Raw genomic sequence first — 26,248 nt, 5'->3', positions numbered from 1 at the left:
GAAGAGGCCCCTGCAGACACCACAGCATTATCGTTTTCTAGAGCACAATTCATGCATACCGCAACCCGATCCACCTTTTTCGACATCACCAGCGAACAGGGCCTGTTACGCACCTCGATTGCCGTCACCCTGTTCATCGCCAGCATTGGTATCGCCTTCGGCGTGGCCTCCGGCTCCTACTCCATCGTCTTCGACGGCGTCTATTCGCTGGTCGACGCCAGCATGAGTGGCCTGTCGCTTGTTGTGGTCAAACTGATCACTTCGCACACCACCAGCGTGCAGATGTCACGCAAGCTGCGCGAGCGCTTCACCATGGGTTTCTGGCACCTGGAACCCATGGTGCTGGCACTGAACGGCATTCTGCTCAGCGGCGTGGCCATCTACGCGCTGATCAACGCCGTCAGCAGCCTGCTGCAAGGCGGCCGTCACCTCGAATTCGGCATTGCCATGATCTATGCGGTGCTGACCGTGATCACCTGCGTGACCATCGCCGTGGTCGAAGCCCGCGCCAACCGCAAGCTGAAATCAGACTTCGTGCGCATGGACGTCAAGGGCTGGGTGATGTCGGCCAGCATCACCGCCGCGCTGCTGATTGCGTTCTGCTTTGGTTACGCGGTGCAGGGCACGTCGCTGGAGTGGGTATCACCGTACATCGACCCGGCCGTGCTGGCGCTGGTGTGCCTGGTAATCGTGCCGTTGCCGATGTCGGTGGTGCGTCAGGCGCTGTCAGAAATATTTCTGGTCACCCCTGGCGACCTCAAGCTGCATGTGGATGAAGTGGCCAAGGCCTTCGTTGCCCGCCACGGGCTGCAGTCATACCGCGCCTATGTGGCCAAGGTCGGGCGCTCGCGGGAGATCGAGCTGTACTTCATCGTGCCAAAGGCCATGGCGGCGAAGACCATCGATGAATGGGACGCATGGCGCAACGAGATTGGTGATGCCGTCGGTGGCGAAGGGCCTGACCGCTGGCTGACGGTGGTGTTCACCGGGGATCCGGAGTGGGCTGAGTAAGCTGGGAGCGCATGACGCGCTGAGGACGAAAAAGCCCGCGACCGTTGCCGGTAGCGGGCTTTGACGTATTGAGTATGGTGGGTCGTGTAGGATTCGAACCTACGACCAATTGGTTAAAAGACAATTGGGATCTAGGCCGAAAATTCCACCTAGGGAGGGGTTTTTCAGCACCACTCCGCGCCTGGGCACGCAGCCTCTAATGAAATCCACATTAGAGGCATGGCAATGACACATCCGAAGAAAGCAAAACGAGCAGGTAAGGTCTCCACCAAAGGCGGCACCGGTAAATCCACCGGGTCCACCAATCTGGGGGCATTCACAGCAGACGCTGGGCTGCGCACCCTCCTCATCGATCTGGACCCCGTACAGCCTTCCGCATCCTCCTATTTCCCCCTGGAGTACACTGCCCCGGGCGGCATTTTCGAGCTGCTGTCGTACAACGAGACCGACCCGGCCAAGATCATCTCCCGCACGTCGATCAAGAATCTCGACGTCATCATTTCGAACGACGCCAACAACCAGCTCAACAACCTCATACTGCAGGCGCCTGATGGCAGACTGCGACTAGCCAACCTGATGTCGGCTTTCGATGCCGATTACGACCTCATCCTCTTTGACACCCAGGGCGCCCGCTCTGCGATGCTGGAGATGGTCGTTCTTGCATCCGACATCATCCTCTCCCCCCTCCCCCCGAACATGTTGGCCGCGCGCGAATTCAGCCGTGGGACCATCCATATGATGGATGGCCTGCGCAGTTACGCACGCCTCGGCCTCACCATTCCCCACATCAACATCATCATCAACGGCCTGGATGAAACTGCTGACGCGCGCGAGATCCACCGCACCGTCCGTGAAATTTTCGACGGGAACCCTGACTACACCGTCCTGCAATCGATCATTCCAGATGCCGTCATCTTCAAGAAAGCCGCGAGCCAAGGCGTGCCGGCGCACCGGCTTGAATATCGTCAACCTTCGAACCGTAAGTCGCCGTCAGCGCTGAGCGTCATCCGCAACCTGGCTATCGAAGCGTTCCCAGAATGGAAAGACCGCTTCGAGGCAATGACCGAAGAGCGTGTTGCCGAGATCGCGAAGGAGGCCCGCCGCGATGAGTAAGCACACGATTACCGAGGCTGCCGGGATCACGGCCGACGAAGTCCTCAGAATTGGGAAACTCTACAGCTCCAATGAATTACGCGGCATCCAGAAAAAGCTGACGTCTACGTCTGGAGATCTGCACAAGCTGGCCAACGGTTGGTCGATCGGGAGCGGACTACTCGGGTCGCTCGGTGACCTTCTGAGCCATGAACAGCGCGATCTACTGCGGAATGCCGCACAACTCATTAACTCGATCGGCCACAACGTGACCCACGCGAAGGAAAAGCGTGTTCGGACCGAGAAGGCCGCGAAACGGCGACAAGATGCGCGGGACGCACTGTCGAAGCAGCTGGTTGCACGTACATTCCCGTTGCCTACCGAAACCCCTGAAGAGCTATTGGAGACGATCAAGGCTGCACTCATCCTGAATCGTGCACGGCAGTTCTACACCTCCTACAACCCTTCTGAATTCAACGTTTACATCCGAAACGAGCTGAAGACACCTGATCGGCTTTATGGGCATACAGTGGAGCAGCACCGTCTCAGCAACATCAGATCAATCCGCTACTCCTTGATCGATGATGTGACCAGGCACCTCGCATATGACGATGGCTCGTCAGTAGAGGAACGCCTGCGGCTCCTGCAGGAGAAAGTGGCCGAAGCTGTAGGCCTGGCTGCCTTGACGGCACACGAACGCGAGACCCTGCGCCTGTGGCAAGAGGCCCTGCTCCCAAGTGCTGGACAAGGGGATGCCTCATGAAGGGACAACTCCCCAAAACACTCACGTTGGGCATGCTTCAAGATCGTTTGACTACGATCCGTCAGGAGCACCAAGTCCCCACCTGGGCACCTGTAAAGGTGGAGCTGAATGGAATGTCATTCCAGCTCAACACTGGCAATTTCGCAGTGACCGACGATGGGAGTTTGGCGCTTGAGCTGAGCCTTCCCGATGCCGCTGTGGCCGCGATCGCGTATGCCCTAGAACATCCATGTGAGTCTCCCATGGAGTTCCTGCGCTGCTGGAACGAGGGCAATTTTGAGGCACTCCGTACGGAATGGGCGGAGGTGCCCGCCGAGGTATTCATCGGCGCCGATCCCCTCCACCAGCAGTCTGGAGGTGCTCGATGACTTCTGGCCCCATTTCCCAGTTCGCGGGCTCACTGTGCCTGTACCTCATGAACTGCTCCGTAGCGTTGGCGACCGCCTACGGCTTGGGTTCAATCTTCAAAGCCCCGCTTGCCGAGATCGCTCTGCAGGGTTCGGTCTATTCGGCCTATGCGCTCGGCACGGTCGGGACGCTGAATCTCCTGGTGCTGATCGCATTAGCTATGCGTGGACAACCTCGCCGACTTGGGGAGGGCTCCTGATGGACAAGCAGAAGATCCTCGACAAAGTCACCAAGCTGATGGCCTTGGCCAACAGCCCAGGGGCAAACACGAACGAGGCAGCAATCGCATTGCGCCAGGCCCGCTCGCTCATGGCCCAGTACAACATCGACGCAGACGAACTGCGGGCCAGCCAAGTCCTTGAAGCAAGCATCCCCACGGGCACACGTCGATCCCCAGCGGATTGGTTGCATGCCCTCGCCGGAACGTGTGCAGCCGCATTTGACTGCAGCCACCTCTCCTACTACCACCCATTGAAGGGTTACTGCTTCAAGTTCCTGGGCAAGGGTATCGGTCCGGATCTGGCTGCCTATGCCTACAGCAGCCTCGTCCTGCAGTTACAGAAAGCACGTCGCGAGCATGTCTCGCAGCAGAAACGGTGCCAGCTGAAGACCAAACGACGCCGCGGCCAACTCTTCGCGGAGGGTTGGATTGGAGCAGTGGCCTACAAAGTTCGAGAGTTCGCGGGTGACCTGGCTCCGGAGATCAAGGCAGAGATCACGGCCTACTTGACCGTGCATCACCCTGACTTGAAGCAAAGCGACATCACGCCAAGCGAAGCCAAAGGCCACGATCGTAGCTCGCTGTACGCAGGTATTCGGCAAGGCCGGCATGCCCAGCTCCACCACGGAGTTGGCCGCACCGAACAGCCTGGCATTTCCCACGGGGGTGCCAGATGACCGACCTGAGCTATTCACCTCCTCACTCCATGGAGGCCGAACAGGGCGTCCTGGGCGGGCTGATGCTGGACAACGAAGCCTGGGATCTCGTCGGTGACCTACTGCAGGCAGATGACTTCTTTCGGGGCGAACACAGGCTGATCTTCACCGCTATCCAGGAACTGTCAGAGAAAAACAGCCCTTTCGACGTGGTGACGATTTTCGAGCAGATGGCCGTCCCCGAGGAGGTTGGAGGACTTTCCTACCTGGCAGAGCTGGCCAAGAACACCCCGTCTGTAGCGAATATCCAATCGTATGCGGAGATCGTGCGTAATCGTGCACACCTTCGTCGCATCATGTCCCTGTGTTTCCAGGGGACACGGGATGCAGCTGAGCTCGCTGCTGACGCGGCGGAGGTTCAGGACACGCTCGAGCAGAAGCTGTTCGCGCTGGGCGAAGGTCGCGTGGTCCGCGAATTCGCCAATATGAACGAGGCACTGCTCTCTGTCGTCGACAAGATCGACGCGAATTTCAACGGTCATGTGACCGTAACGGGGGTGCCAACAGGCATCACTGATCTCGATGAAATGACGCGCGGCCTGCAGCCAGCAGACCTGATCATCGTCGGCGCGCGCCCATCCATGGGCAAGACCTCGTTCTGCTTGAGCATCGTAGATGCCGCGCTGACCAGTAAGCCTGACGAGATCGTGCTGGTGTTCAGCATGGAGATGCCTACCGAGGCCCTCATCTATCGAATGTTGGCAATTCTGGGCCACATCGACCTGAGCAGGCTCCTGTCCGGTCAGTTGCAGGACGAGGACTGGCCCAAACTGTCCGCCGCCGTCCATCGCATGAATGCATATGGCAACCGTCTGGTCATCGATGACAGTGCGAATCTCACTCCTGCTGCGATGCGCGCCAAGGTTCGACGGGCTAGCCGGCGCTTTGGGAAGCCCTGCTTGATCATGGCGGATTACCTGCAACTCATGCGCTGCCCTGGACAAGAGAACCGGGCCAATGAGATCAGCGAGATATCTCGTTCCCTCAAGGGGATCGCGAAGGAATTCAACTGCCCCTTCGTAGCTCTTTCCCAGCTCAACCGGGCTCTGGAGCAACGTCAGAACAAACGACCAGTCAACGCCGATCTGCGCGACAGCGGAGCGATCGAGCAAGACGCCGACATCATCCTCTTCGTGTACCGAGACGAGGTGTACAACGAAAACACCGAGTTCAAGGGGATTGCCGAGCTGATTATCGGCAAACAACGCCAAGGGCCTACGGGCTATGTACGCGCAGCCTTTATCGCCAACCAAACTCGCTTCGCAAACCTCACTGCTGACCATTGGCAAGGAGCTGCCGCATGACGCTCACAGAACCCCATCTGATTACGCATGGCTGCCTTAACTGTGGCCGGCACTTCGCGCTTCATCAGGTACGGCAAGTGCATCCTGCTGAGCATACCCCTGAAGGTGAGGCAGAGGTTCTGGTATGCCCGGTCTGCGGCAGCTATGACCCCGTTCCTCTCTCGGAGGTGCCCAATGCAGGCTGAGCAGATCTACCCTTCGATCCCTGCAATCGCAAACACCGACCAATCGGCCTTGGCATTCGCGCACCAGTCTGGCGTAAACGCGGTTTGGCTGGATGCTCTCAGCCAGGTTGTCTCACGGCTCACCCAGTTCGGTGAAACCACGGTGCCTGTTGAGCTGAATGAGGCTCTGCAAGAGCTTGCACAGCTGCAGTACGTCGAGCTGGAAAGCCATGATGCTGGAACGCTGGCAGCGACCCTCCTTGGCCAACCATCCCTGCTGACCAATTACTTCTGGTCCGTATGGGTACCAAGGCACCTCCTGAGCTGCGGTCTGAAGGTTGCAGTAACCCCCCATCTGACCAGCTCCGTGGACGAGGCTCATCACTGCACCGTGGTCTTCCGGATTCCTGGATCGCGCGAGACTGCACGTGAGTTCCTCACCGACCTGGCCACCCAATATCCGGGCTGCACCCCGGAAATCGTGGCCATCCAAGCAGGTGATGCACTTTGCCCGAAGGAGGCCGGATCCAATGCGTAACCTTCTTCGCGGCGCCCACGACAGTGTCCGCCGGCTTGCTGAGTTTGCCCTCTCCGAGGGCTGGACTCTCTCCAGGTCCAATAGCGGCCACCTGAAGTTCAGCAAGTCCGGCTTCGCACCGATTTTCACTTCCTGCACACCTAGCGACCACCGCTCCGAGCGCAACACCCGGGCGTTGCTTCGACGTGCGGAAGTCCAAAACAGCTCCTCACGGGGGATTCAATAATGCCGATCCGACACGTAATTATTCACCAGCTCGACAAGCAGCCCGACGGCAGCCCCGCCGTCCTTCATGCCCGTGACACTGAGCTCCCACCGTCCGATGCTATCGAGAGTCTCCAGGGCGACCTGAACGACAGCTACAACGCCAAGCAAGGCAAAGCGTGGGGCTTCTTCCATGGGGAGTCGGGTGCGTACCCATTCAGCGGTTGGCTGAAACAGTACCTGGAGGAGCAGCAAGACTTCACCAGCTTCAGCCGTGTGTCTGTCGAACACCTGCAGAAACTGCTTGAAGAGGTCAACCTGTCCACCGGTGGCCACGTGCTCTTCAGCCATTACCAACAAGGCTTGACTGAGTACTTGATGATCGCTGTCCTCCAGCAGGTCGAAACCGTCGGCCTGGACGGTGATCTTAATGTTGTAGCCTCTCGCTACCTGGACACCAGCAACTTCTCCTGCGCGGCCCGGATCAACCTGAGCGAGTGGCGCAACAACCCTAACTCGAAGCAGTACATTTCCTTCGTTAAAGGCAAAAACGGCAGGAAGAGTTCGGACTACTTCCGCGACTTTATCGGGTGCCAAGAAGGCGTCGACGGGCCAGGTGAAACCCGCACGCTTCTCAAGGCATTCACCGACTACGTCGAGAAAGAGGATCTCCCAGAAGAAAGCGCCCGGGAGAAAACCCACGCGCTGCTCGACTATGCCAGCACCCAAACGAAGCTGGGGCAGCCACTCTCTCTTCAAGAGCTGTCCCAGACTCTCGATGAAGACCGCCCTCAGGCGTTTTACGACCACATCCGCAATAGCGACTACGGCCTATCCCCTGAGATCCCGGCCGATAAGCGCACACTCAACCAGTTCCGCCGTTTCACCGGCCGCGCCGAAGGTCTGTCGATCAGCTTTGAGGCGCACCTGCTCGGTTCCAACGTCACCTACGACGCCGACACCGGCTCGCTGACGATCAAGAACCTGCCCACTCAGCTCACCGACCAACTCAAACGCCGCCAGTAAGGAGAACCACCATGAACGCAACCAATTCCCGTACCGCTGACAAGTTCGTGGTTCGCCTGCCGAATGGCATGCGTGAACAAGTGGCAGAAGTCGCCCGCAAGAACCATCGTTCCATGAACAGCGAAATCATCGATCGCCTCGAGCAATCACTACTCAACGGTCAATTTGAACCAGCGCAGAAAGCCCAGGGCGACGGCGCCAACGCAGATGAGTTGAGATCCGAGCTGACCCGCGCATACCGGATCATCGATCGCCTGTTGCAAAATGCTGTTCCCACTCAAGACGACATTCAGGAAGTGCTGCACCTGGTTCGCCACTCTCCTCTGGCTCACCCGCACGTTGCTGCGGTAGGAGCTTGAGATGGCCGCTACAGACCTCAAAGCCAAGCTTCTCGCTCCAGGCTTCACCCCTACAGGCACCACCGCGGCCATGAGTGACCCTATCGCGGACACCCCATTGGTGCTGACTGTCGAGCAGGTCCTCCCTTGGGAGGATAACCCTCGTACCACTCGCAACCCACGATACGATGAACTCAAGGAGTCGATCCGCCACCGTGGCCTCGACACCCCTCCGCCTGTAACACGCAGACCTGGAGAGGAAAAATACCGGATCCGCAACGGTGGGAACACGCGAATCACAATTCTGAAGGAGCTGTTCCAGGAAACTGGCGACGAAAGGTTTCAGAGGATTAATGTTCTGTTCCGCCCATGGGATCAGATCCGGGGCGAGATCGTGATGCTCACCGGTCACCTGGCCGAGGATCTCAAAGGTGAGCTCAAATTCATCGAGAGAGCTGTCGCGGTGGGTCGAGCGAAGGCGCTTTATGAGGAGGAAAGCGGCGAGACCATTTCCCAGCGCGAGCTCGCTCGACGCCTATCTAAAGATGGGTACCCTATTTCTCAGTCCCATATCAGCAGGATGCTGGATACCCTGCAATTTTTGCTGCCTGCAGTGCCTGGTTTGCTCTACTCCGGTCTCGGTATCGACCGGATCACGAAAATAATCGCGCTGAGAAAATCTGCATTGGCTTGCTGGGACAAGCATTACAGCAATGAAGGCGTTGACTTCGAAATGCTGTTCCAGGACGTCCTTGCCCAGTTCGAGGGAGAAGCGGAAGAATTCCTGTTCCAGCGCTTCCAGGACGAGCTCATCGGCACGATGAAAAAATCGCTGCAGCTCGGCTACGAGGACATTCTGCTGGAGATTACCCAGCAGCAGGATAAGCTGCGTCGCTCAACGCCAGTGGTAGAAGTGCCGAGTACCGGCAAGTCCAGTAATCATCCCGCCAGCCTGTTGGGCACTGGTACAGCTTCACCGGTACCGGCATCGCAACAGCTACCTGAAGCTACTGGGCGTTCGCCGAAGCCTTCTGAGCCTCCCCACCAGCCAGCTGCTCCAATGCCGGGAGCTTCGCTCACACCAGAGCAAGAGCAGGAACGGATTGCAGGGCATATCGCGTCCCCAACGAACCTCAGCCAGCGGGTGATCGAGACCAAAGCGAAGGTTGCCGCCCTCAGCGGGGAAACGCTGCCCGATTTCAACTCGAACTGCCTGGTCGCCATCCCCGTGCAAGCCGGCGGACTGCACCCCATTACCGACCTCTGGTACATCGAGCGTCAGATTGACCAACCTGGCGAGTTGCGCAACCAGGTAGCTCAACTGGCCGTGGAGATCCTCGAATCCGTCAACGGCCCTGGCGATATCCAGGTTATCGATGGAGGGATCGGGTTCAAGTACAAACAGCCGGAAACCGAAGTTGAAGTCACTGCAACAGCTCAACATACGCTGACCCTGCTTCAGTCGTTAAGCGGTGCCATGGCCATCGCTTTGAAGATGCTGAGCGACCAACCTGATCCTGCCAGCGCACTTGCTGAATTTGAGTTCGCTGCTGGCCTGGGCCAACTATTGCTGGGCCAGCCCCTGAGTGCAGATCAAGCACCAGGTGACGAAGGCCGTTTGAGCGACGGTGCGCTGGTTAAGTTATTCCGCATCATTCGGCTGGCTCGACGGCTGATCGACTTGGAAATCGAAGAGTTCAAACGGTCCTCGCCAGTCCAGGACAACTGAATACTCGATGAGATGAATGGGAGGGAGTCTCAATGTCCAAGTCAACACTTAACGAAGCGGTTCTCTCACAGCTGCTTGACCTCATGCGTAACGGTCAACTTCAGCGCTGTGTAGAGATGGGAGTTGAACCAGAGGTGCTGGGCCAGATCCAGCACCCAACAGTCCTCAGCTTGCTCCGCAATACCCCTGTTTCATGGGTCAACGTGTCAATCAACAGCTCAATGATCCTCAAGCTTCTGACCGGCGCCGCGCGTACAGAAGAGGAAACTCGGCTTATCGAGCGCGCGATCCGGCTGGGGGCCACGACCAGCTTGCTCGGCAAGTTCTTCGGGCTCACACCTCAAGAGATCGCCTTGCAGCGTACCGTCATTGGGGTGCGTGCCCCACGCGGTCGATGGCCAGAGCTCTCTGAAGATCAGGATCACCATATTTGGCACCGCTGGACCAAGTTGATGGATGAGCACCGCGTCGAGCTCGAGGACAGCTTGGCCATGCTCGACGTGGCCATGCTGGTTGCCGAGGAGCTGAGCACGGACGGTCTCACGCTTGCGCAGATCTGGTCACGGATCACTCAGTGGGTCGAACAAGGCTTGTATCCAGGCAGCACTGAACGCTCCCGAGTCACTGAGCGACGACAGCTCACCCTTTTAGATGAGGGCGGCCTCCGTCATGTCGATGAAAGCGGCACCGCCTCTATCCATCCTGGAGAAGGCGATCAGAGAAGATGAAGCTCACACGGTTCCCGATTTCCACGCTCCTAGATTCGGCCTCGGGGCAACTCGAGGCCCATGTGCAGAAGAAGAGAGCTGAGGACACCGCCCCTACTGCAGCGCCTGCTACACCCTACTCCGGGATAATTTTCAGCGGAAATCCGCATGAAACGGTCCCGCGTAAACTCCTGCTCGACAATCGGTTGACCCCCTTGGAACGCAATTGCTGGCAAGTCTTTCGACTGCTGGTCAACGAAGATGGAATCACGGCTTTCCCCACCTATGACCAACTGCGGCCCTACCTGGGCATGAATCCAGGTAAACACGCCTCTAGAGAAACCGTGGCAAAAGCCTTGACGGTGCTCCGTCTGACCCGCTGGTTAAGCCTGGGCCGGACCGTGCGGAATGAGATCAACGGCCAGGTTCAGGGGAACGTCTACCTCCTACACGACGAGCCTGTCACGCCGGCGGAGGCCCTGGAGTTCGACAAGGACTACATGACCTTGCTGATGCAATCCATGGAGCATCAGAACAAAGCGATCAAGGACATCGCGGCAATTACCTGGAGAGAATTCACCAGCGATCCAGACGTTGGCCGACGACTTCCCTCGCGCATTGACACGATTAGCGATCGACTGAACGCCCAGACCTGGGCAGTTGAAACCAAACAAAATGCACTGCCCGCGCCTGAGTTCGGAATCCGAACTCAGCAAGACTTAGCCGGGGATGGACTGAGTTCGGAATCCGAACTCAGTACGAACTCAGCGAAACAGGGGGCCCTCCCCCTCAGTTCGGATTCCGAACTTAGCCTGAAACCACTGAGTTCACCCTCAGTTCGGAGTCCGAACTCAGCTAGTACGTATACAAATACAGACAAGTCTGTATCTAAAAGCTCTGTACAACCGCGCGAGAGTGCAGGTGTGAACTGGTTACTTGCCCTAGATCTCCTCAAGCCAGAGGACCGTGTGAAGGCACGTGAGATCATGGGGCCGGTACCGGAGAATCTCCGAGAGGCGGTGATCAACCAGTGGAAGCATCGCTGTACTAGCGGGAGTGTCGCCAAGCCCCTTGCATACCTGACCAGCCTTGCTGGCAAGGCCATACGGGGTGACTTCAACGCAGAGTGGAGCCCTACAGCGCCTGCTGCAACTGCGACGTCATCGCCAGCGGCCAGCGTGGTAGCACGGCCCACTCAGCCCGCCGTTCACAAGCCGGCACCGACAGCGACTGCGATGCAGACAGCAAATTCCGCGCTGACCTCGCTGCAGGCCCTGCTTGACCCTCGACGCCGCGTGGAGCCTACCGATGAGTGATTGGATGGGTTCTAAGATCACCCTGGGATTTGCCTCTGTTGTGATTGGTATGCTGGCGGGCCGCGTTTGTACCTGGGGCGCTTGCTGCCTACCTGCACTCCTCGAGCGCCAATGGCAGCGGGATGCACGGGAACTGCTGGGGCTGGATTCAGAGAAACATTCCGACCTTCAACCGGCCAGAACCCCTTCGCAAGTAATCTGGGCCGCGCAGATTAGCTGCGCTGCGTTGTCACTCGTGGTGACAATGCATTTTGGGCCAACTATGCAGGCCTTCTGTGCCCTGCTGTTCACCTGGTCGCTTCTGACTTTGAGCTTGATCGACAGTGAGCACCACCTACTGCCGGATTCGCTGGTAATACCAGGACTCTGGGTCGGCTTAGTCCTCAACTCCTTCGGACTGTTCACGGTACTGCAGGACGCTCTTTGGGGGTGTGTCGTTGGCTTTGGGTTCTTCTGGTCTGTGAGTCAACTAACCGGACTAATCACTGGCCGAGAATGCATCGGTAGAGGCGACATTAAGCTGTTGGCATTGATGGGCGCGTGGGGCGGCCTACAGGTACTTGGCTGGACTGTAGTTTGCTCTCTGCTAGGTGCAGGTCTAGCCGCAATGCTTCTCATACTCCTAGGAAAGCGATCTACCGACGCAAGAATTCCATTTGGCCCGTTCATCTCCGCCTCAGGTTGGAGCGCATTTGTGATTCTCACTCATTGATTAATAACCCATGGACCATTAGTCGAGTGATGCGGCCCGCATCATTCACCAGCATCGACACCGGCGCGAGCCAGGTCGAGTGGTTCCACCGGAATCCCCTGATAGTGATGCGGCCCGCATCATTCACCGGCACCGGCACCGACACCACCGTGAGCCCGGTTGAGTGATTCCACCGGAATCCCTGATAGTGATGCGGCCCGCATCATTCACCGGCACCGGCATCGGCACCGCCGTGAGCCCGGTCGAGTGATTCCACTGGAATCACCTGATAGTGATGCGGCCCGCATCATTCACCGGCACCGACACCGCCGCGAGCCCGGTCGAGTGATTCCACCGGAATCGCCTGGCAGTGATGCGGCCCGCATCACTCACCGGCACCGACACCACCGCGAGCCCGGTCGAGTGATTCCACTGGAATCGCCTGATAGTGATGCGGCCCGCATCATTCACCGGCACCGACACCGCCGCGAGCCCGGTCGAGTGATTCCACCGGAATCGCCTGGCAGTGATGCGGCCCGCATCACTCACCGGTATCGACACCGGCCCCGACGCCAGATCGAGTGGTTCCACCGGCACCACCTGGGAGTGTTGCGGCCCGCAACACCCACCGACCTGGCCACCGGCCCCGACGGCCAACCGAGTGCTGCCACTGGCATCCCCTGTCGGTGTTGCGGCCCGCAACACCAGGATGGTGTGCACCGACTAGGACAAATCCAGCACCCCGGGTTCTTCATTTATTACTGCGCGCCCAACAGCCTAAAAGCAGCATGGACAACGTTCACCCACCTTATATAAGGAAACCATGTCCATGGCTGACAACTATCAGCTCAACATCGGCTCCCTCAGGAGCCAGGTCCAGCTGACTCTCCACACCCACCATGCTGCCCGAATCTGGCTGGGCCGCCAGAAGACCGATGACAAACACAGCATCCTCGGGCTGGCGGGCTTCTGCCTCAAGATCAACCAGATCGACCGTGGAGCGGCCCAGGACGACCCATACTCGGACTGGTGGATGATCAGGATCGAAGAGAAGATCCAGGAAGTGGACGATGCACTGAAGGGCATCGACAGCCGGCTGGATGAAGTGATGGCCCAGTTGCCCAAGGCGCTCGAAATCGGTGAGAACCTCTCCATTCAACCGCTGAAGCTGCCACTCTTCATCTCCAACCCGCTGGGCTTCAAGGGCGTCCATCTACTGACTCAATACGACGAAGTCGTCCGCCGTATCCTGCTGGCTCAGCACGTCGCCATGATCGGCCGCCGCGATGGCGAGATCTGGATCGACGAGGGTGCTCACCTGCTGCGCAGTCTTTTTGGACTGGCCCAGCTCCATCGATTCTCCGGTGCATCGCGTGACGACTTCGCCGCCAACAATGCACGGTCTGAAAACGCGCGCGAGATGTACAAGCGCTACGGCGACATCCCCCAGGACATCCTGGAAGGCACCCGCAGGTCGAACTTTGCCCCACCCATCCGCCGTGGTTCCGCAGACCCGGTCGAGGATCTGGATGACGATCTCGAAGGCGAGGCCTGATCCTGATGCGTTTGGACCCCCAACCCATGGAGGCCCTGCAACAGGGTGCCTTCAAACCGCTGCAACAGGGTGCCTATCAGGCGCTGCAACAGAGTGCCTCACTAAAAGGCCTTTTAAAGCCCTTTAAAGGTAAGGGGGAGCTGATCCAGTTGGCGGAGCATTGCGCATCGCTGGAGGCAGGGTTGCGCGCCATTACCCAGGAAGTGCTGGCCCAGGTCCGTCAGCATCCATTCGCCCTGCTGCCCGTCAGGCTCATCGAGCAAAACACAGCAGCTGGCACAACCTTTCTTCGCTGGCAAAGCGTGCAAGGTCGGCGCATGGGTGTCGGCGTATGGGCCCAGATGATCCACGCCCCCAAAACACCAACCCACTTGCTGCAGGACCTGTTTGCCCTGGAGCAACACCGAATCACCCTGAACATGCAGATCAGCCTCATCCACTCAATCGGCAAACAGGCCGCCGAGTGCGCAGAAAAAATGGGGCAGGCCGAGGCCGAATATCAGGCTCGACTGCAGCAGGTCATGAACCCACCTCAACACTGAACGGAGATAGACCATGGGTACACCAGTAGTTTGGGAAGGCAACGTCGGTAACGCAGCTGAGCACCGTTCGTTCGCCAACGGCAACAAAGATCCGCGGCACATGCTGCGACTCAATGTGATGTTCGACAACTCGATCCCTGATGGCCAGGGTGGCTACAAGGATCGTGGGGGGTTCTGGTGCAACGTTGAGTGGTGGCATCAGGATGCGGAGCGCTTTGCTGAACTGTTCCAGAAAGGTATGCGGGTCCTGGTCATTGGCCGGGCGATCATGGACACCTGGAAAGACAAGCAAACGGGTGAAGACGTTTCGGCGCTGAAGGTCGAGGCAAGCCGCATCGCGATCCTCCCGCATCGTATCGAACAGATCACCCTGGCATCGAATGGCAATGGTCAGCGTCCGGCCAATCACCAGCAAGGTCAGGGGCGCAGTCAGACCAGCGGCGGCCACGCTCAAAACGTTCCTCAGCCGAGCCCCGACGACATGCGCCACTACAGCGAAGGCTTTGACGACGACATCCCCCTGTAGCCCCCCCTTAATTTGGCGCGCCACATCGCGAAGCTCCTGGTGACAAGGACGTCACTTCGAGTTTCCCCTCCCTTCGATGGGGCATCTCCACGGCATTCTAGCCACAGCCTGGCAGGCGATTTTTCAGGCGCCTCTCGTGAAGTCACTGGGGGCAAGGACGGATCGTCGCCACCTCATTCCGCTTCGAGGTATCGCCCCATGCACCACGACTACCCGGAATATCCATCCGTCAAAGCGACTGTAGACCCCTCGCGCTACATGGATGCCGTTCGAGCTCTCAATGGCGTCCGCCAGGTCTTTTGCGACGGCGAATCCATTTTGCTGCCGGAGGCCGAAGTGAAGGCCATCGAGATGCTTCGCCTCCGGTTCAATGCCACCTTTGAGTATGGGCAGGCCGAGGAGTATGAGTTTGCGACCAAGGCCCGGGATGCAGGGGTGAAAGCTGAGCTCCTTCGACTTGGGCAGGCAGTTTGCGACATGACAGGTCAACACGCTGAGGTGATGGTTCGTGCCGCACTGGAGGACCCCAGCGCTACGCTGCTGGCATGGTCGGCGCTCTACCGCTCAAGCATGATTCCCCACTAGCTGTGGCACACGGGCATTGGCGTGAGAGCTATTTTCAGGCGCGCCACTCGTGAAGTTTCCGGAGACAAGGACGGATCGTCGCTGTCCCTTGCTCTGAACCTGGCGTCTGATGCTTCACATTACCGGCGACAAGGACCTTCTGTTGCGGCCGCAGCTCGTGAAGCTCCTACGACGAGGACGCGAACTCGTAGCCGAAGGGGCGCTGCAGGCAGCGCTTGCCCAGGTCAGGGGGAATTTGAAATGCCAGCGTTGGCAAATTACCATTTCCTGAAGGCATCTCCGCTCTACGGCTGCTAACTTGTATCGAAGTGAGCCACAGGATCGTAAAAAACGCCCTTGTCGGGGAATTGCTGGTGGCTAGGTCGTTTGAGGCGTGACTCGCCCGGCGTGAACAGTGGCGCTGATGAGGAACAATCGATGCAGAACGAAGATGCCCAGGAGCGAAAAGCGGACAGGCGCAAGTTCAATAACCCCCATCCTGCGGTGGAGGCTGCTGGGGTTGAAGCCGCCGAGAAAGGGCTGCCCATATATGCCTGCCCCTACAAGCACCCTGCCATGCTTGCCTCCTGGCTGAAAGGGTACAAGCGCGCCCAGCAGCTCACACTCAATTTTTGACCCTCCCTCCGTGGGCCTGAGCCCTAACGAATTCCCTCCCTTCCAGTTGACCATTTCGCGTTGTGCCGTCCCCGGTCGGCGGCAAGAGTGCCCCCTGATTTATCTGTGCAGGGGCACCCTATGAAACTCATGATCATCGAGGCACCGGGCAAGCTGAAGAAGCTTGGGCCCATGATGAAGAAAATCCGCCCTGGCGAGCACTGGGTGGTGGTGGCATCTGGTGGCCACATCCGTGATCTCCCCCAGTCGGGTCAGGACGACACGATGATCACAACCGGCGTCTTGAAGACCCTTCGTCCGGTCTACGAGATCCTGCCCAAGAGTGCCCGCAACGTCAGCACCATTCGCAAAGCCCTCAAGGACGCCACGGAGGTGTACATCGCCACCGACCCGGACCGGGAGGGGGAAAGTATCGCCTGGCACATACAGCAGGCGCTGGGGATCCGCGAGTACAAGCGAGTCACGTTCAATGAGATCACCCAAGCCAGAGTACGGGAGGGCCTGGCCAATGCACGGAGAATCGATGGGCAACTCGTTGCCTCACAAGAGTGCCGGCGAGTGCTGGACCGCCTGGTGGGCTACCTGGTCACGCAGGAGCTTCGCAGAGTCCTGGGCCAACCTACCTCCGCTGGTCGAGTTCAATCACCTGCCCTCTATCTGGTGGTGTTGCGCGAGCGAGAAATCAGGAACTTCAAGGTGGTCCACCACTTCGGGGTAGAGCTGACCTTCAAGGACGAAACCACCGGTATGGACTGGACTGCCGTATGGCAACCGATCCCCGACTTCGCGAGCAAAGAAAACCCCTATATTCAGGATGGCACACTCGCGGCAAGGGTTGCCGCAACGCGCGCGGTCATTGTCGAGTCATGTGAAGACGGCAAGAAGCGGCGCCCGCCACCCCCACCGTTCATTTCATCCACCCTGCAGCAGGCGGCCAGCGTAGCGCTGAAATGGGACCCGGACAAAACCATGCAGGTCGCGCAGCGCCTGTACGAGCAGGGCGTGATCACCTATCACCGGACGGATAACCCCAACTTGGCCGATGAAGCCATGCCAGATATCCAGGCAGTGGCTCGGAGGCAAGGCCTCGACGTTGTTGACGAGCGCCGGACGTTCAAGGCTGCGGATAGCGCCCAGGAAGGTCACCCCGCAATTGCGCCAACCGCGTGGGAGGATGAAGTCGCAGGCGAGTCTGCTGAAGAGCAAGCGCTGTACAAGCTCATCCGGATCAGGGCGCTGGCCAGCCAGCTCGCAGACGCCATCTACGACGTGCGCATGGCCAAACTGCTGGCCAGGGGGCCGGATCAGAGGCCTCTGCGCTTCGCCGCGACTGGCAGCACTGTCGCCTATCTCGGATGGATGAAGCTTTTGCAGAAGGACGAGACGGATGAAGAGTCGACCGACATCCCCAAGAATCCGGTACCGGTGCTCGAGCCCAAGCAGATCCTCAGCGTGCTTCAGGGTGAGGTGCTTAACCAGAAGACGAAGGCGCCGGCACGCTTCACCAAGGCAAGCCTGATCAAGGAACTGGAGCGACTGGGGATCGGACGCCCCAGCACATTTGCATCGATCATCAAGAACATCACCGGCAAAGGCCTGGTCGTTGAGGAGAAGCGCAAATTGGTCCCTGGCCCGTTGGGGGTGAGCACCATCGACCAGTTGGAGGGCCGCTTCAGCTTCGTCGAACTGGCGTTCACCAGCACGCTGGAGAAGGATCTGGACCGAATCGCACGGGGGGATGAGCAGTACGGCTCGGTGGTTGCCAAGTTCTTTCAGCATCTCCAGACGGAGCTCGCAGCCCTCCGCCAGGCGCCCACAGTGGCGATGAAGGCGCGTTCGCCTGCAGCTTCATCAGCCCCCCAGGGCGGCCATTCCTGCGGCAAGTGCGGGATGCCACTGGCGCGCCGCCAGAAGCGCGGTGATGGGGGTTACGACTTCTGGGGATGCACCGGGTACAAGGTGAACAACTGCCGTGTGAGCTACCCCACAGTGGGCGACAAACCTGATATGGCCAAGCCCAGGGGCATGTAGGCGAAATGTTTCGAAGGCGGTAATCCATTTCTCCTGTAGCCGCTTTCCCCCAACTGCCAATCTGCTCGCTCTTACGGGTGCGGGCAGGCGCACCTTGAATGATGACGAGTTGACTACTCATCCTCCCGGAGGTGCTTGTGGCCCGTTCCAAGAAAGTCATTGACCGGTTGAAGGCCGAGCAGGCGGACAATCCGAAGGTCCCTCATTATGAATCCCGGCCAGGCGAGTCGTGCTGGCCGTTACAACCTGACGACATCAAAACCGCTGGGTACTGGAAGCAGGAACGCAGACGTGTGCCGAAGGGCTCAGAGCCAGCGGCGTACGTAATCAGTGGCCAGGGAGGGTCGCTTCATGGCTCAGTACTCTTAACCCGATGGGTGCCTGCCTACCACCTGGACCAGACGGTGCCGATGAAGTCCAAGAGCGCGGACGCCAATTGAAACGGCCACGCCTCCTCAATAGCCAACTAGTGTTGCTCGAAGCCGCCGTGTTCGACGGCTACGACATGGGCATCCTCATGCCGTACATTGAAGGCGCAAACAAGGTCATGTTCGCACGGAGCGGGTTCTTCATTCGCCGCAGTGATCACCCGCTCTGCCGCTACTGGCGCGTGCCCAAGGCCAAGCTCATCGACGAGCTGGACCTGGTGTACCACCAGCTGATCGAGCTGGCCGGTGGCAAGGTCACTGAGTCATGGCAGGCCTTCCGCCAGAAGATCGAGAGCGCGCTGGCCAACCCACGCCGGGACGCGTTCATCTCGGGAATGCTACTGCGAATTGCCCCGCTCGCCGACGGCGGTGTGCTGCTGTCCGGAGATTATCATCCTGGAGTCGTTGCAGTGGCCCGCCGGATGCGGGGAGTGTTTCTGGGCAAATCCAGCTCGTGGCGAGTCAACGCCACCGCCGAGATCCTGCGCAGCAACCTGGTCCTGGAGCTCGGTCTTGTGGAGGAGCAGTTCGAGATACTGGACGTTGTACAAGAGCTCCTGGGCGATGGTTCTGTGGTTCCAGCAGCAGACATCCCACGCATCAGCCTGGGCGGTGCTCCTCAGGAACCCTCGACAGCCACCAGCGGTGAGGAGAGCTCCAACGACATCTACCTCGCTGCCGTCTCGCCGATCGAACGCACCGAGTTCTCGGATGCCACGATCGCCCAGGCCCTGGTCGGCTACTCCCTCCTCGATCACCAGCCTGCTGGCATTGCCCACCTGCTCCAGCGCACCAGCGCACTGCTGGCTGACGATATGGGCCTCGGCAAGACACGCCAGGCCATCATCGCGGCGCATATCAGTGCAGCCGGTCGCCCGATCCTGGTGGTTACCCTGTCCTCGTTGCTGATCAACTGGCAGCGCGAAATCTTAGCGGTTTACCCCGACGCGACAGTCGCTGTGCAGAAGTACGATCCGCTGGTCCAATGGATGCTGATCAACTACGAGCGCCTTGGCGACTACGTGCTGCTGGCTGAGCATTACCACGTTCTAGTGGTCGACGAGGCGCACCAGTTGAAGGAGCCGACTGCCGAGCGTACACGTCATGGCTTCGATATCGCAGCCAAAGTACCGAATCGTTATCTGCTGACAGGCACGCCTGTCCTCAATCGCGAGACGGAGCTGCACACGCTGCTACGACTTTCGGGGCACCCGGTAGGCCAGTTGCCCCTCAGCGATTTCTGCGAACGCTTTGCCGGCAGCCCAGAGTTCCGGCAAAACCTCCGCGCAGAACTCGGCGACTGGATGCTTCGCCGGCGTAAAGATGTCCTGCCCGGGCTCAAGGGAAAACACCGGCAGCTGCTGCCTGTGGCGATGGGGGTGGAGGAACGGAAGAAGTACGACAGCATTCGCCTCGAGGACAGGCCCATCTTTGCCAGGCTGGGCGCGCTTCGCCATTACCTGGAACAGGTGAAGGTCAGAGTCGCTATGGATCTGCTGGGCGAGCTGGACCCCGAAGACAAGGTCATCCTGTTCTGCGAGTTCAAACCCACCGTCGCGCGCCTCAAGGAGCTGTGCGATGCAGCCGGTATCGGGAACGTCACCCTGGTCGGCAGTGACTCACTCACCAAGCGCCAGAAGGCGATCGACAAGTTCCAGGGCGACCCCGACTGCAGGGCTTTCATCTGCACCACCCAAGCCGCCGGTACCGGCAACAACCTCACGGCCGCCAACTACGTCTTCTTCCTGGGCCTGCCCTGGACACCCGGACAACAGGATCAGGCCGAGGACCGGGCGTACCGGAATGGTCAGCTCAGGACAGTGATCGTGAAGATCCCCCTCGTGGAGAACAGCATCGATCAGCAGCTCTGGCAGATGCTCTTAGCGAAGCGCCAAGTCAGCTTGGAGCTCATTGAGCCGGAAGAGCAGCAGGACGCGCTTGCCAAGGCAATGCTTGCAGCGACTATCCAGTAAGTAGGATCGCTTGGGAATCACAGTTTGAGTTCATGAATGATATAGCTCTGAAACTTAACCATCTCAACGTGAACCCAATGATTACTATCAACCCAAATCCTTGATAAACAGGCCGATGCATTGCTGCCAAACATGGGCCATCAGATTATACCAGCGTCTCTCTGTAACTTGGCGACATAGGAGTTCAACGCCTTAGCAAATACTGGCAGGGTCTCACTCACAAAGCCCCAATCAAAAGTCAGTAAGGCGCTGGTCCATCCTACGCTGTAGATAACCCCATCCGCACCGATTTCTTTGTCCCCATGAGTCATGTTGAAGCTTTCGTGATCAAAGTGGGCACCATGCTTGTCTCTGTATCCCTTCGCGGCCTCTAGAAACTCATGAAACTTGACTTTAACGTCACCTGAGAAGGCCTCAGAAATCACCTCATCAACGATCGGCTCCCAAAACGATTTCTTATTTCCCGCAATAATCCCGGGTTTTCCCCAACCAGAATTAAAAATAGTGCACAACTTTATAATGATTTCCTCTGTGATCAATTCATCAATAAGGTGAACATCGTGAACATCAGGAAATAAGGAGCCATGCTCTGCTTCAAAACTATCTAATGCCTCGCCCTCAAGTCGCAGACCAGTCTTTAATCTGCGACGTTCCTGATCATACAGCTCAGTAATATTTTTTGGCCTTCCAGTTCTGCAGAAGCGGTCTACTCGTTGCATAAGAGCCAAGAGATCCAAAACCCTAGCCAGTGCTATTTGCCACAGATACAACCTACCTAGTGTTTCTTTCATGGTTATCATTTTTAAATTTGGTATTGAAGCGGACGTGATCGCCAACCTGGGCGGTGATGAAAAGCACTTTAGGCCAAGAGATACTCTCAGCGATAGGCCGATCAGCCTTACGCCAAGAAAATCATGGCCCCTGGCCGCTGCCGAGGGCACCCAAGACAACCCGTTGCACGAATTCATCAGCCCACCGGAAAAATCTGGTCCTGCGAGATATTGATTTCCAGCTGCGCGGGAAGCTATCGGCTGTCACCGTTGCCCTCAATGACTACAGGGGGCCTCATGATCAGGCAGTTGACCACTCTCTCGCTCGCCGCACTCGTTGCGGGTTGTGCGATTCAGAAGGCTGAGCAGCCGCCGAAGCCGGCGTTCGACAGCAGCCGTAATCCCGAATGGCTGTCTCCGGACATCTACCCGAACGGTGCAAGTCCGGAGAAGGAACCGGTCGTTCGGTATGGCCGCTACACCTTGGTGAGCACCCAACCCGATGCGAGCCAGCGCGACCTGATGGCACAGATCATCGACGTGACCATCCCTTCCAGCATGAACCCAAGCGTTCGGGATGCCATGCTCTACGTGGTCGACCGGTCAGGGTACGCCCTCTGCCCGCCCAGCTCGCAGCACGTCAACATCCTGTACACCCGACCTCTGCCGGCAGCCCAATACAAACTTGGCCCGATGACGCTGCGCAATACCCTACAGGTCCTCGCCGGCCCAGCCTGGCAGGTGAAGATCGATGAAGTGAACCGTCAGGTGTGCTTCGTGCTTCGCCCCGGTTACCAATTGCCAACCCCGTCGACGCCGGCGGGCCAACTCTACGCCGACAAAGCGCAGGCTCCTGGAACCAGCCCCGTCACATCAGCCTCAACGCCAGGCGTAGTCGTCGCGGCAGTGCCTACTCCCGCCCCCATCTCCACGGCTACACCCGCTGTCGCAGCCCCAGCGCCAGTGGCTCCCGCGCTCCCCCCAGTGGCACCCGCCAAGGATGGCTCTATCCCGGCTGCGATGGTAACCACCGCGGCTAAACCTTCGACACCTGCGTCCCCAGCACCGAATGCCCCCAACCAACTTGCAGCATCCAAGCCAGCGGCTGCCGTGACCACTACAGCAGTGGTGGCCCCGCCCATCGAGGTCAAGGCCGCCACACCACCCCGGCCGCTGCCCCAAGTATGGACGGCCGAAGTTGGATCAACCCTGCGCGATACCGTTGAGGAATGGGCCAAAAAAGCCCGGTGGCGCGTGATCTGGGCCCAGGAAGACCTCAACTATCCGATCGAGGCACCGCTGCACTTCGAAGGCCCGTTCCAGGAAGCCATCAAGCAGCTGTTCCCGCTCTACGACAATGCCCCGCGATCCTTCGTCGTCGACGGTAGCGAAGGCTCCCAGAGCGTCTTGTACGTCGCTGAGAGGAAGAAGAAATGAACAAGTTTTCTTGGGTCCGCTGGGCATTGACCCCGATCGCCTTGGCCCTGCTGAGCAGCTGTGCCGTGCAACGGGTTAATGAGTCGTTCGACCGAGCAGAGTTCCAGGGCCGCACGGCTGGCCAGTACACCAAGTTCCTGCAGAACCAGCAGCCACAACAAAACCGCGACACGGTCGTTTTCAGCAACAAGCCCTGGGTTTCCACTGAGCCGCTGGTGACCAGGCGCGGGCTCCCGTTCAGCCTGGACCGTGACATTGCCTATCGGCCTGCAGGCCCAGTGTCGATCACCGACGTGGCTCAGCTGATCACCAAGGAAACCGGGCTGCAGGTTATTGTAGCGCCTGACGCATTGAACCCCGGGATCCTCTCCTCGAAGTCTGCCGGCACTCCCGCTCGCGGCGCCGCTCAGGCTGTACCTGATCCAGACAGCCTAGCGGGTCTTCTGCCAAATGGCATGGCGGGGGCAATGCCTGGCAGCGCAAGCTCATTCGACTTGGGCCTCAGCAGCGGAGGACTGATCTCCGGGCTGAACTACAACGGCAAAACCTCCGGGCTGCTTAACCAAGCCACCTCACGCCTGGGGCTGTCGTGGCACTTCGACCCTGAGCTGCAGGGCGTGCGCATTACCTACTTCGACACCCGCACCTTCGACGTGTGGACATTCGGTGACGAGTTGGAGATCGAGAGTACCGTCAAGTCGGGCCTGCTGACCTCCACCGGCAACGGCGACTCGGGCTCTTCGAATTCTTCGGGGGGAGCCACAGGTGAATCCGGCAGCAATCAGAGCACCAAGTCGACGTACAAAACCTCACTGATGAGCGACATCGAGAGCAACGTCAAGGCCATGCTCAGCATGCAGCCTCCAGGGCGGTTGTATCTCTCTCGCTCTACCGGCACGCTCACCGTCAGCGACCGGCCGGAGGTGCTGAATCGAATCTCGTCCTACCTGAAAGATACCAACCGCAGCATCACTCGACAGGTGCTGTTCAACGTCAAGGTCTACGAGGTTAACTTCAGCGACAGCGACCAGACGGCTGTCAACTGGAGCGCTGTCTACAAGTCCATCTCAGGGAAATGGGGTTTCGGCCTGAGCAACACCGTCGCCGGCATCAGTTCCGAGGCGATCTCTGCCAGCGGCAGCATTCTGGATACGTCCAGCTCTCCGTGGGCAGGCTCCAAGGCCGTCGTGCAAGCCCTGTCAGAACAGGGGCGCGTCTCCGAAGTGCGGTCGCCATCGGTGACCACGCTGAACCTGCAGCCGGCACCGATCCAGATCGGCAACGTCCAAAGCTATGTCGCCTCCAGCTCGACCACCACCACCGCTTCCGTCGGTTCCAGCACCGCACTGACACCGGCGACGATCACCAGTGGCTTCAACATGATGCTGCTGCCCAAGCTCCTGGACAAAGAAAACATGCTGCTGATGATCACCCTCAGCATCAGTAGCAAGCCAATCTTCAAGGACTTCGAGAGCAACGACTCCAAGGTCCAGACAACGGACTACGACACCAAGAACGTGGCGCCCAAGGTCCGTCTGCGCAGCGGTGAGACACTGATTCTGACTGGGTTCGACGAGAACGGGGATGACGCCCGTAAATCCGGCGTTGGCAGTCCTAGCTTCTTTGGCTTGGGCGGTGGGCAAACCCGCTCGACGTCCCACAGCGCCCTGGTGGTACTGGTGACACCAATCGTCCTCCCGGACAACCTGTAAGTGGCGGCGCTCATGAACACCGATACACACAAACCTTCGAGCCGGGTGCAGACCATCCAGCACCGGGGGCGTGTCTTCGTCACTGGCATGCTCTGGACGCCCCTGGGCAACATGACCAGCTACATGAAGGAAGCCCGTCAGTATGGCCATGAGCACGGCCTGGACATCGTGGCTATCCGAAGAACGTCGCTCATGATCCAGGCGGGCTTTGTTTCCCGCTCCGCTGACGTTCACAAAGGCATGTACTCGCTGGCTGCGACCTTGGCTGGCCAGCTCGGTGATTCATGGATTGCTGCCTGGGCCGTCGACGCCGATCAAGATCGCTATGCCATCGTCGCTGTCCATGAGGGCAGGATCATCCCGGGTTGCGACCTGATTGCCACGGCATCGGAAGTCCGTAAACGGGTGTTGCAGCAACGCAGTCGCGGCATCCAGTTTGAGCGAGAGTTCTTACCAACCGAGTTTGGCATGGGCGGCGACCTCATCGACATCGATGAGCTGCTCCAGCCGTCCCGGCTCAAGCGTGAATACCGGCTGCGTCCACTCGTGTTCGGTATGTCCAAGCCTGAGCTGGCTCAGTTGCTCCTGGTGGCCCTCTTGATCGGTGGAGGGCTACTGGCCTGGTCACAATGGAAATCCCATCAGGCAGAGATCGCGCGTCAAGCTGCCATCGAGGCGGAGAAGAAACGCCTCGAGGAGCTGGCCGAGCTGCAGAGGCAAACAGGCACGGAACAACCCATCCAGGCGCTGGAGCACCCCTGGGCGAAACAGCCCTCGGTCACCGATTTCGTTGAGGCCTGCAGCAGGTTCATGAACCGGTTGCCTCTGAGTATCCGCGGCTGGCCCTTCATGGAGGCAAAGTGCAACAGTTCACAGGTTATTGCGACCTACGAACGCGCAGGTAACAGCACCGCTCACGAGTTCACGATGGCTGTCGCAGAACTCTTCTCTATCCGCCCGGAGTTCATCAATCAGGGGAAGACCGGGCTGCTGAAATTCGACATTTCCCTTGATGCTGCCGGTGACGACGCCCTCATTGAGGCCAGAGATGCTCTGGAGAATTTGACCAGTTGGTTCCACGGTTTCTCCCAGGAACCGCAGTTGCAACCGATCCCCGTTGTTACGCCTCAGGAACCTGCTCTGCCAGGTCAACCCACGCCACCTCCGCCGCCGCCTCCCCAGTGGCAGCAGTACCAGCTGTCGTACACCTCTGGCGTGCTGCCCTACGACTCCTTCAATGGCGCTCCAACCCAAGGGCTGCGCCTGCAGGAGATCAAGACCGAATACAAGGCCGACCACCTGATCTGGTCAGTCACAGGAGTCCTGTATGCGAAATAACTTCAGCCTGATCCTGCTCACGCTCTGGATGCCAATTGCCGGAGCACAGACAGCGACAGATCTCTCAGCCATCAGCGTCGGCGAGCTCGGCAAGGTGCAGAGCGAAACCATCTTGTTCAAGGCAAAAGCCGAACGCGCGAAGGCAGAGCTCGAGGCAAACGGCACACTACCTAGCACCCCCCAGCCAGTGACGCAGTTTCCTACTGTCGGGCTCACTCCCGCCATGACGGCTACATCCCCAGGGCCGCGCCAATCGGCATTGCCGGTGGTGAAAGAAATCAGCGGCTCCGGACAGAAACTGCGGGCAAGCCTGATCTACAGCGACGGCAGCGAGCTTGACGCCAAGCCTGGCAGCGAGCTGCCGAACGGTTTCCGGGTCCAACAAATCACGCTCGATGGGGTCGTGCTGAGCAAGGAGGGAAAGCGATACCCACTTGGATTCGGTAACCGGGTGGTGTCTCAGCCACAACAGAGCCTCCCCGGCCTCCTGCCCGGCCAACCCTGAGGAG

Annotated in this window: 28 protein-coding genes; 26 read left to right on the top strand and 2 right to left on the bottom strand. The window is 58.9% G+C overall.

Annotated features, from left to right (window positions below):
• The first annotated feature begins 51 nt into the window (after positions 1 to 51).
• From PM2_RS06305 to PM2_RS06235, 14 genes are all read left to right on the top strand, one after another.
• Complete coding sequence (locus tag PM2_RS06305) at positions 52 to 1,011, top strand: cation diffusion facilitator family transporter (RefSeq protein ID WP_016711988.1); 960 nt, start codon at positions 52 to 54, stop codon at positions 1,009 to 1,011.
• A 225-nt stretch (positions 1,012 to 1,236) separates the two neighbouring features.
• A complete protein-coding gene (locus PM2_RS06300) occupies positions 1,237 to 2,124 on the top strand; it encodes a ParA family protein (protein ID WP_028700202.1) in 888 nt (295 codons plus the stop codon).
• Positions 2,117 to 2,866 carry a hypothetical protein gene (locus PM2_RS06295; RefSeq protein WP_028700201.1) on the top strand — a complete coding sequence of 250 codons (750 nt, stop codon included), beginning with the start codon at positions 2,117 to 2,119 and terminating at the stop codon, positions 2,864 to 2,866. The genes PM2_RS06300 and PM2_RS06295 overlap by 8 nt, the downstream gene beginning before the upstream one ends.
• The gene (locus PM2_RS06290; protein WP_028700200.1) at positions 2,863 to 3,234 is read left to right on the top strand and encodes a hypothetical protein; all 372 of its coding nucleotides are present in this window, start codon (positions 2,863 to 2,865) and stop codon (positions 3,232 to 3,234) included. Before PM2_RS06295 ends, PM2_RS06290 begins: the two co-directional genes overlap by 4 nt.
• Positions 3,231 to 3,473: a hypothetical protein gene (locus PM2_RS06285; protein WP_028700199.1), complete on the top strand. Its 243-nt coding sequence runs from the start codon at positions 3,231 to 3,233 to the stop codon at positions 3,471 to 3,473. The genes PM2_RS06290 and PM2_RS06285 overlap by 4 nt, the downstream gene beginning before the upstream one ends.
• On the top strand, positions 3,473 to 4,171 hold the full coding sequence (locus tag PM2_RS06280; RefSeq protein WP_023628766.1) for a DUF2786 domain-containing protein: 699 nt from the start codon (positions 3,473 to 3,475) through the stop codon (positions 4,169 to 4,171). The genes PM2_RS06285 and PM2_RS06280 overlap by 1 nt, the downstream gene beginning before the upstream one ends.
• Complete coding sequence (dnaB, locus tag PM2_RS06275; RefSeq protein ID WP_028700198.1) at positions 4,168 to 5,514, top strand: replicative DNA helicase; 1,347 nt, start codon at positions 4,168 to 4,170, stop codon at positions 5,512 to 5,514. Before PM2_RS06280 ends, dnaB begins: the two co-directional genes overlap by 4 nt.
• Before the next feature lie 174 nt (positions 5,515 to 5,688).
• The gene (locus PM2_RS06270; protein ID WP_028700197.1) at positions 5,689 to 6,216 is read left to right on the top strand and encodes a hypothetical protein; all 528 of its coding nucleotides are present in this window, start codon (positions 5,689 to 5,691) and stop codon (positions 6,214 to 6,216) included.
• A 225-nt stretch (positions 6,217 to 6,441) separates the two neighbouring features.
• Complete coding sequence (gene yejK, locus PM2_RS06260; RefSeq protein ID WP_028700196.1) at positions 6,442 to 7,446, top strand: nucleoid-associated protein YejK; 1,005 nt, start codon at positions 6,442 to 6,444, stop codon at positions 7,444 to 7,446.
• Positions 7,447 to 7,457: 11 nt separating this feature from the next.
• On the top strand, positions 7,458 to 7,805 hold the full coding sequence (locus tag PM2_RS06255; protein WP_028700195.1) for an Arc family DNA-binding protein: 348 nt from the start codon (positions 7,458 to 7,460) through the stop codon (positions 7,803 to 7,805).
• A gap of 1 nt (position 7,806) precedes the next feature.
• Positions 7,807 to 9,513, top strand: a complete 1,707-nt coding sequence (locus PM2_RS06250; protein ID WP_028700194.1) for a ParB family protein — start codon at positions 7,807 to 7,809, stop codon at positions 9,511 to 9,513.
• A gap of 32 nt (positions 9,514 to 9,545) precedes the next feature.
• A complete protein-coding gene (locus PM2_RS06245; RefSeq protein ID WP_023628772.1) occupies positions 9,546 to 10,241 on the top strand; it encodes a DUF2857 domain-containing protein in 696 nt (231 codons plus the stop codon).
• Positions 10,238 to 11,536 (top strand): STY4528 family pathogenicity island replication protein, encoded by a 1,299-nt coding sequence (locus PM2_RS06240; protein WP_028700193.1) that lies wholly within the window; start codon positions 10,238 to 10,240, stop codon positions 11,534 to 11,536. The genes PM2_RS06245 and PM2_RS06240 overlap by 4 nt, the downstream gene beginning before the upstream one ends.
• On the top strand, positions 11,529 to 12,248 hold the full coding sequence (locus PM2_RS06235) for a prepilin peptidase (RefSeq protein WP_051564725.1): 720 nt from the start codon (positions 11,529 to 11,531) through the stop codon (positions 12,246 to 12,248). Before PM2_RS06240 ends, PM2_RS06235 begins: the two co-directional genes overlap by 8 nt.
• A 261-nt stretch (positions 12,249 to 12,509) precedes the next feature.
• Here the strand turns inward: PM2_RS06235 and PM2_RS06230 are convergent, their stop codons facing one another.
• Positions 12,510 to 12,818 (bottom strand): hypothetical protein, encoded by a 309-nt coding sequence (locus PM2_RS06230; RefSeq protein WP_042131474.1) that lies wholly within the window; start codon positions 12,816 to 12,818, stop codon positions 12,510 to 12,512.
• A 238-nt stretch (positions 12,819 to 13,056) separates the two neighbouring features.
• Between PM2_RS06230 and PM2_RS06225 the strand changes: the two genes are divergently transcribed.
• The 7 genes from PM2_RS06225 (at position 13,057) to PM2_RS06190 (ending at position 20,482) form a co-directional block, all read left to right on the top strand.
• On the top strand, positions 13,057 to 13,782 hold the full coding sequence (locus PM2_RS06225) for a PFL_4669 family integrating conjugative element protein (RefSeq protein WP_028700192.1): 726 nt from the start codon (positions 13,057 to 13,059) through the stop codon (positions 13,780 to 13,782).
• A 5-nt stretch (positions 13,783 to 13,787) separates the two neighbouring features.
• Positions 13,788 to 14,324 carry a DUF3158 family protein gene (locus PM2_RS06220; RefSeq protein ID WP_023628777.1) on the top strand — a complete coding sequence of 179 codons (537 nt, stop codon included), beginning with the start codon at positions 13,788 to 13,790 and terminating at the stop codon, positions 14,322 to 14,324.
• Positions 14,325 to 14,337: 13 nt separating this feature from the next.
• Positions 14,338 to 14,850, top strand: coding sequence for a single-stranded DNA-binding protein (locus PM2_RS06215; RefSeq protein WP_028700191.1), 513 nt, complete (start codon positions 14,338 to 14,340; stop codon positions 14,848 to 14,850).
• Between the two features lie 198 nt (positions 14,851 to 15,048).
• Positions 15,049 to 15,435: a hypothetical protein gene (locus PM2_RS06210; protein ID WP_028700190.1), complete on the top strand. Its 387-nt coding sequence runs from the start codon at positions 15,049 to 15,051 to the stop codon at positions 15,433 to 15,435.
• Positions 15,436 to 15,852: 417 nt separating this feature from the next.
• A complete protein-coding gene (locus tag PM2_RS06205) occupies positions 15,853 to 16,050 on the top strand; it encodes a CrpP family ICE-associated protein (protein WP_028700189.1) in 198 nt (65 codons plus the stop codon).
• A 120-nt stretch (positions 16,051 to 16,170) separates the two neighbouring features.
• The gene (locus PM2_RS06200; RefSeq protein ID WP_028700188.1) at positions 16,171 to 18,081 is read left to right on the top strand and encodes a type IA DNA topoisomerase; all 1,911 of its coding nucleotides are present in this window, start codon (positions 16,171 to 16,173) and stop codon (positions 18,079 to 18,081) included.
• 436 nt (positions 18,082 to 18,517) lie between these two features.
• The gene (locus PM2_RS06190) at positions 18,518 to 20,482 is read left to right on the top strand and encodes a DEAD/DEAH box helicase (protein WP_028700186.1); all 1,965 of its coding nucleotides are present in this window, start codon (positions 18,518 to 18,520) and stop codon (positions 20,480 to 20,482) included.
• Between the two features lie 140 nt (positions 20,483 to 20,622).
• On the opposite strand, the gene PM2_RS06185 is transcribed toward PM2_RS06190, so the two are convergent.
• Positions 20,623 to 21,273 carry a hypothetical protein gene (locus PM2_RS06185; RefSeq protein WP_211256847.1) on the bottom strand — a complete coding sequence of 217 codons (651 nt, stop codon included), beginning with the start codon at positions 21,271 to 21,273 and terminating at the stop codon, positions 20,623 to 20,625.
• Between PM2_RS06185 and PM2_RS30965 the strand changes: the two genes are divergently transcribed.
• The 5 genes from PM2_RS30965 (at position 21,272) to pilP (ending at position 26,244) form a co-directional block, all read left to right on the top strand.
• A complete protein-coding gene (locus PM2_RS30965; RefSeq protein ID WP_162181827.1) occupies positions 21,272 to 21,487 on the top strand; it encodes a hypothetical protein in 216 nt (71 codons plus the stop codon). The genes PM2_RS06185 and PM2_RS30965 overlap by 2 nt on opposite strands.
• 62 nt (positions 21,488 to 21,549) lie before the next feature.
• Positions 21,550 to 22,689 (top strand): PFGI-1 class ICE element type IV pilus protein PilL2, encoded by a 1,140-nt coding sequence (gene pilL2, locus PM2_RS06180; protein WP_028700184.1) that lies wholly within the window; start codon positions 21,550 to 21,552, stop codon positions 22,687 to 22,689.
• Positions 22,686 to 24,401: a PilN family type IVB pilus formation outer membrane protein gene (pilN, locus tag PM2_RS06175; protein WP_028700183.1), complete on the top strand. Its 1,716-nt coding sequence runs from the start codon at positions 22,686 to 22,688 to the stop codon at positions 24,399 to 24,401. The genes pilL2 and pilN overlap by 4 nt, the downstream gene beginning before the upstream one ends.
• A gap of 12 nt (positions 24,402 to 24,413) precedes the next feature.
• Positions 24,414 to 25,739 (top strand): type 4b pilus protein PilO2, encoded by a 1,326-nt coding sequence (gene pilO2 / locus PM2_RS06170; RefSeq protein ID WP_028692969.1) that lies wholly within the window; start codon positions 24,414 to 24,416, stop codon positions 25,737 to 25,739.
• Positions 25,729 to 26,244, top strand: coding sequence for a type IV pilus biogenesis protein PilP (gene pilP, locus PM2_RS06165; protein WP_042131469.1), 516 nt, complete (start codon positions 25,729 to 25,731; stop codon positions 26,242 to 26,244). Before pilO2 ends, pilP begins: the two co-directional genes overlap by 11 nt.
• The last annotated feature ends 4 nt before the right edge of the window (positions 26,245 to 26,248 follow it).

The sequence above is a fragment of the Pseudomonas monteilii NBRC 103158 = DSM 14164 genome, assembly GCF_000730605.1.
Classification (GTDB): domain Bacteria; phylum Pseudomonadota; class Gammaproteobacteria; order Pseudomonadales; family Pseudomonadaceae; genus Aquipseudomonas; species Aquipseudomonas monteilii.
Note: the sequence above shows the minus strand (reverse complement) of the source record. Positions and strands in the feature narration are given on the sequence as shown.

Bases quoted from the DNA above. Each gene is read 5' to 3' on its own strand.
- pilO2 (WP_028692969.1), top strand. From the start codon at position 24,414: ATGAACACCGATACACACAAACCTTCGAGCCGGGTGCAGACCATCCAG.
- PM2_RS06305 (WP_016711988.1), top strand. From the start codon at position 52: ATGCATACCGCAACCCGATCCACCTTTTTCGACATCACCAGCGAACAG.
- PM2_RS30965 (WP_162181827.1), top strand. From the start codon at position 21,272: ATGGTTATCATTTTTAAATTTGGTATTGAAGCGGACGTGATCGCCAAC.
- PM2_RS06290 (WP_028700200.1), top strand. From the start codon at position 2,863: ATGAAGGGACAACTCCCCAAAACACTCACGTTGGGCATGCTTCAAGAT.
- PM2_RS06215 (WP_028700191.1), top strand. From the start codon at position 14,338: ATGGGTACACCAGTAGTTTGGGAAGGCAACGTCGGTAACGCAGCTGAG.
- PM2_RS06300 (WP_028700202.1), top strand. From the start codon at position 1,237: ATGACACATCCGAAGAAAGCAAAACGAGCAGGTAAGGTCTCCACCAAA.
- PM2_RS06255 (WP_028700195.1), top strand. From the start codon at position 7,458: ATGAACGCAACCAATTCCCGTACCGCTGACAAGTTCGTGGTTCGCCTG.
- PM2_RS06280 (WP_023628766.1), top strand. From the start codon at position 3,473: ATGGACAAGCAGAAGATCCTCGACAAAGTCACCAAGCTGATGGCCTTG.
- PM2_RS06210 (WP_028700190.1), top strand. From the start codon at position 15,049: ATGCACCACGACTACCCGGAATATCCATCCGTCAAAGCGACTGTAGAC.
- PM2_RS06235 (WP_051564725.1), top strand. From the start codon at position 11,529: ATGAGTGATTGGATGGGTTCTAAGATCACCCTGGGATTTGCCTCTGTT.
- yejK (WP_028700196.1), top strand. From the start codon at position 6,442: ATGCCGATCCGACACGTAATTATTCACCAGCTCGACAAGCAGCCCGAC.
- PM2_RS06225 (WP_028700192.1), top strand. From the start codon at position 13,057: ATGGCTGACAACTATCAGCTCAACATCGGCTCCCTCAGGAGCCAGGTC.
- PM2_RS06245 (WP_023628772.1), top strand. From the start codon at position 9,546: ATGTCCAAGTCAACACTTAACGAAGCGGTTCTCTCACAGCTGCTTGAC.
- PM2_RS06205 (WP_028700189.1), top strand. From the start codon at position 15,853: ATGCAGAACGAAGATGCCCAGGAGCGAAAAGCGGACAGGCGCAAGTTC.
- PM2_RS06240 (WP_028700193.1), top strand. From the start codon at position 10,238: ATGAAGCTCACACGGTTCCCGATTTCCACGCTCCTAGATTCGGCCTCG.
- PM2_RS06270 (WP_028700197.1), top strand. From the start codon at position 5,689: ATGCAGGCTGAGCAGATCTACCCTTCGATCCCTGCAATCGCAAACACC.
- pilP (WP_042131469.1), top strand. From the start codon at position 25,729: ATGCGAAATAACTTCAGCCTGATCCTGCTCACGCTCTGGATGCCAATT.
- PM2_RS06250 (WP_028700194.1), top strand. From the start codon at position 7,807: ATGGCCGCTACAGACCTCAAAGCCAAGCTTCTCGCTCCAGGCTTCACC.
- PM2_RS06200 (WP_028700188.1), top strand. From the start codon at position 16,171: ATGAAACTCATGATCATCGAGGCACCGGGCAAGCTGAAGAAGCTTGGG.
- PM2_RS06295 (WP_028700201.1), top strand. From the start codon at position 2,117: ATGAGTAAGCACACGATTACCGAGGCTGCCGGGATCACGGCCGACGAA.
- PM2_RS06185 (WP_211256847.1), bottom strand. From the start codon at position 21,273: ATGAAAGAAACACTAGGTAGGTTGTATCTGTGGCAAATAGCACTGGCT.
- pilN (WP_028700183.1), top strand. From the start codon at position 22,686: ATGAACAAGTTTTCTTGGGTCCGCTGGGCATTGACCCCGATCGCCTTG.
- dnaB (WP_028700198.1), top strand. From the start codon at position 4,168: ATGACCGACCTGAGCTATTCACCTCCTCACTCCATGGAGGCCGAACAG.
- PM2_RS06285 (WP_028700199.1), top strand. From the start codon at position 3,231: ATGACTTCTGGCCCCATTTCCCAGTTCGCGGGCTCACTGTGCCTGTAC.
- PM2_RS06220 (WP_023628777.1), top strand. From the start codon at position 13,788: ATGCGTTTGGACCCCCAACCCATGGAGGCCCTGCAACAGGGTGCCTTC.
- pilL2 (WP_028700184.1), top strand. From the start codon at position 21,550: ATGATCAGGCAGTTGACCACTCTCTCGCTCGCCGCACTCGTTGCGGGT.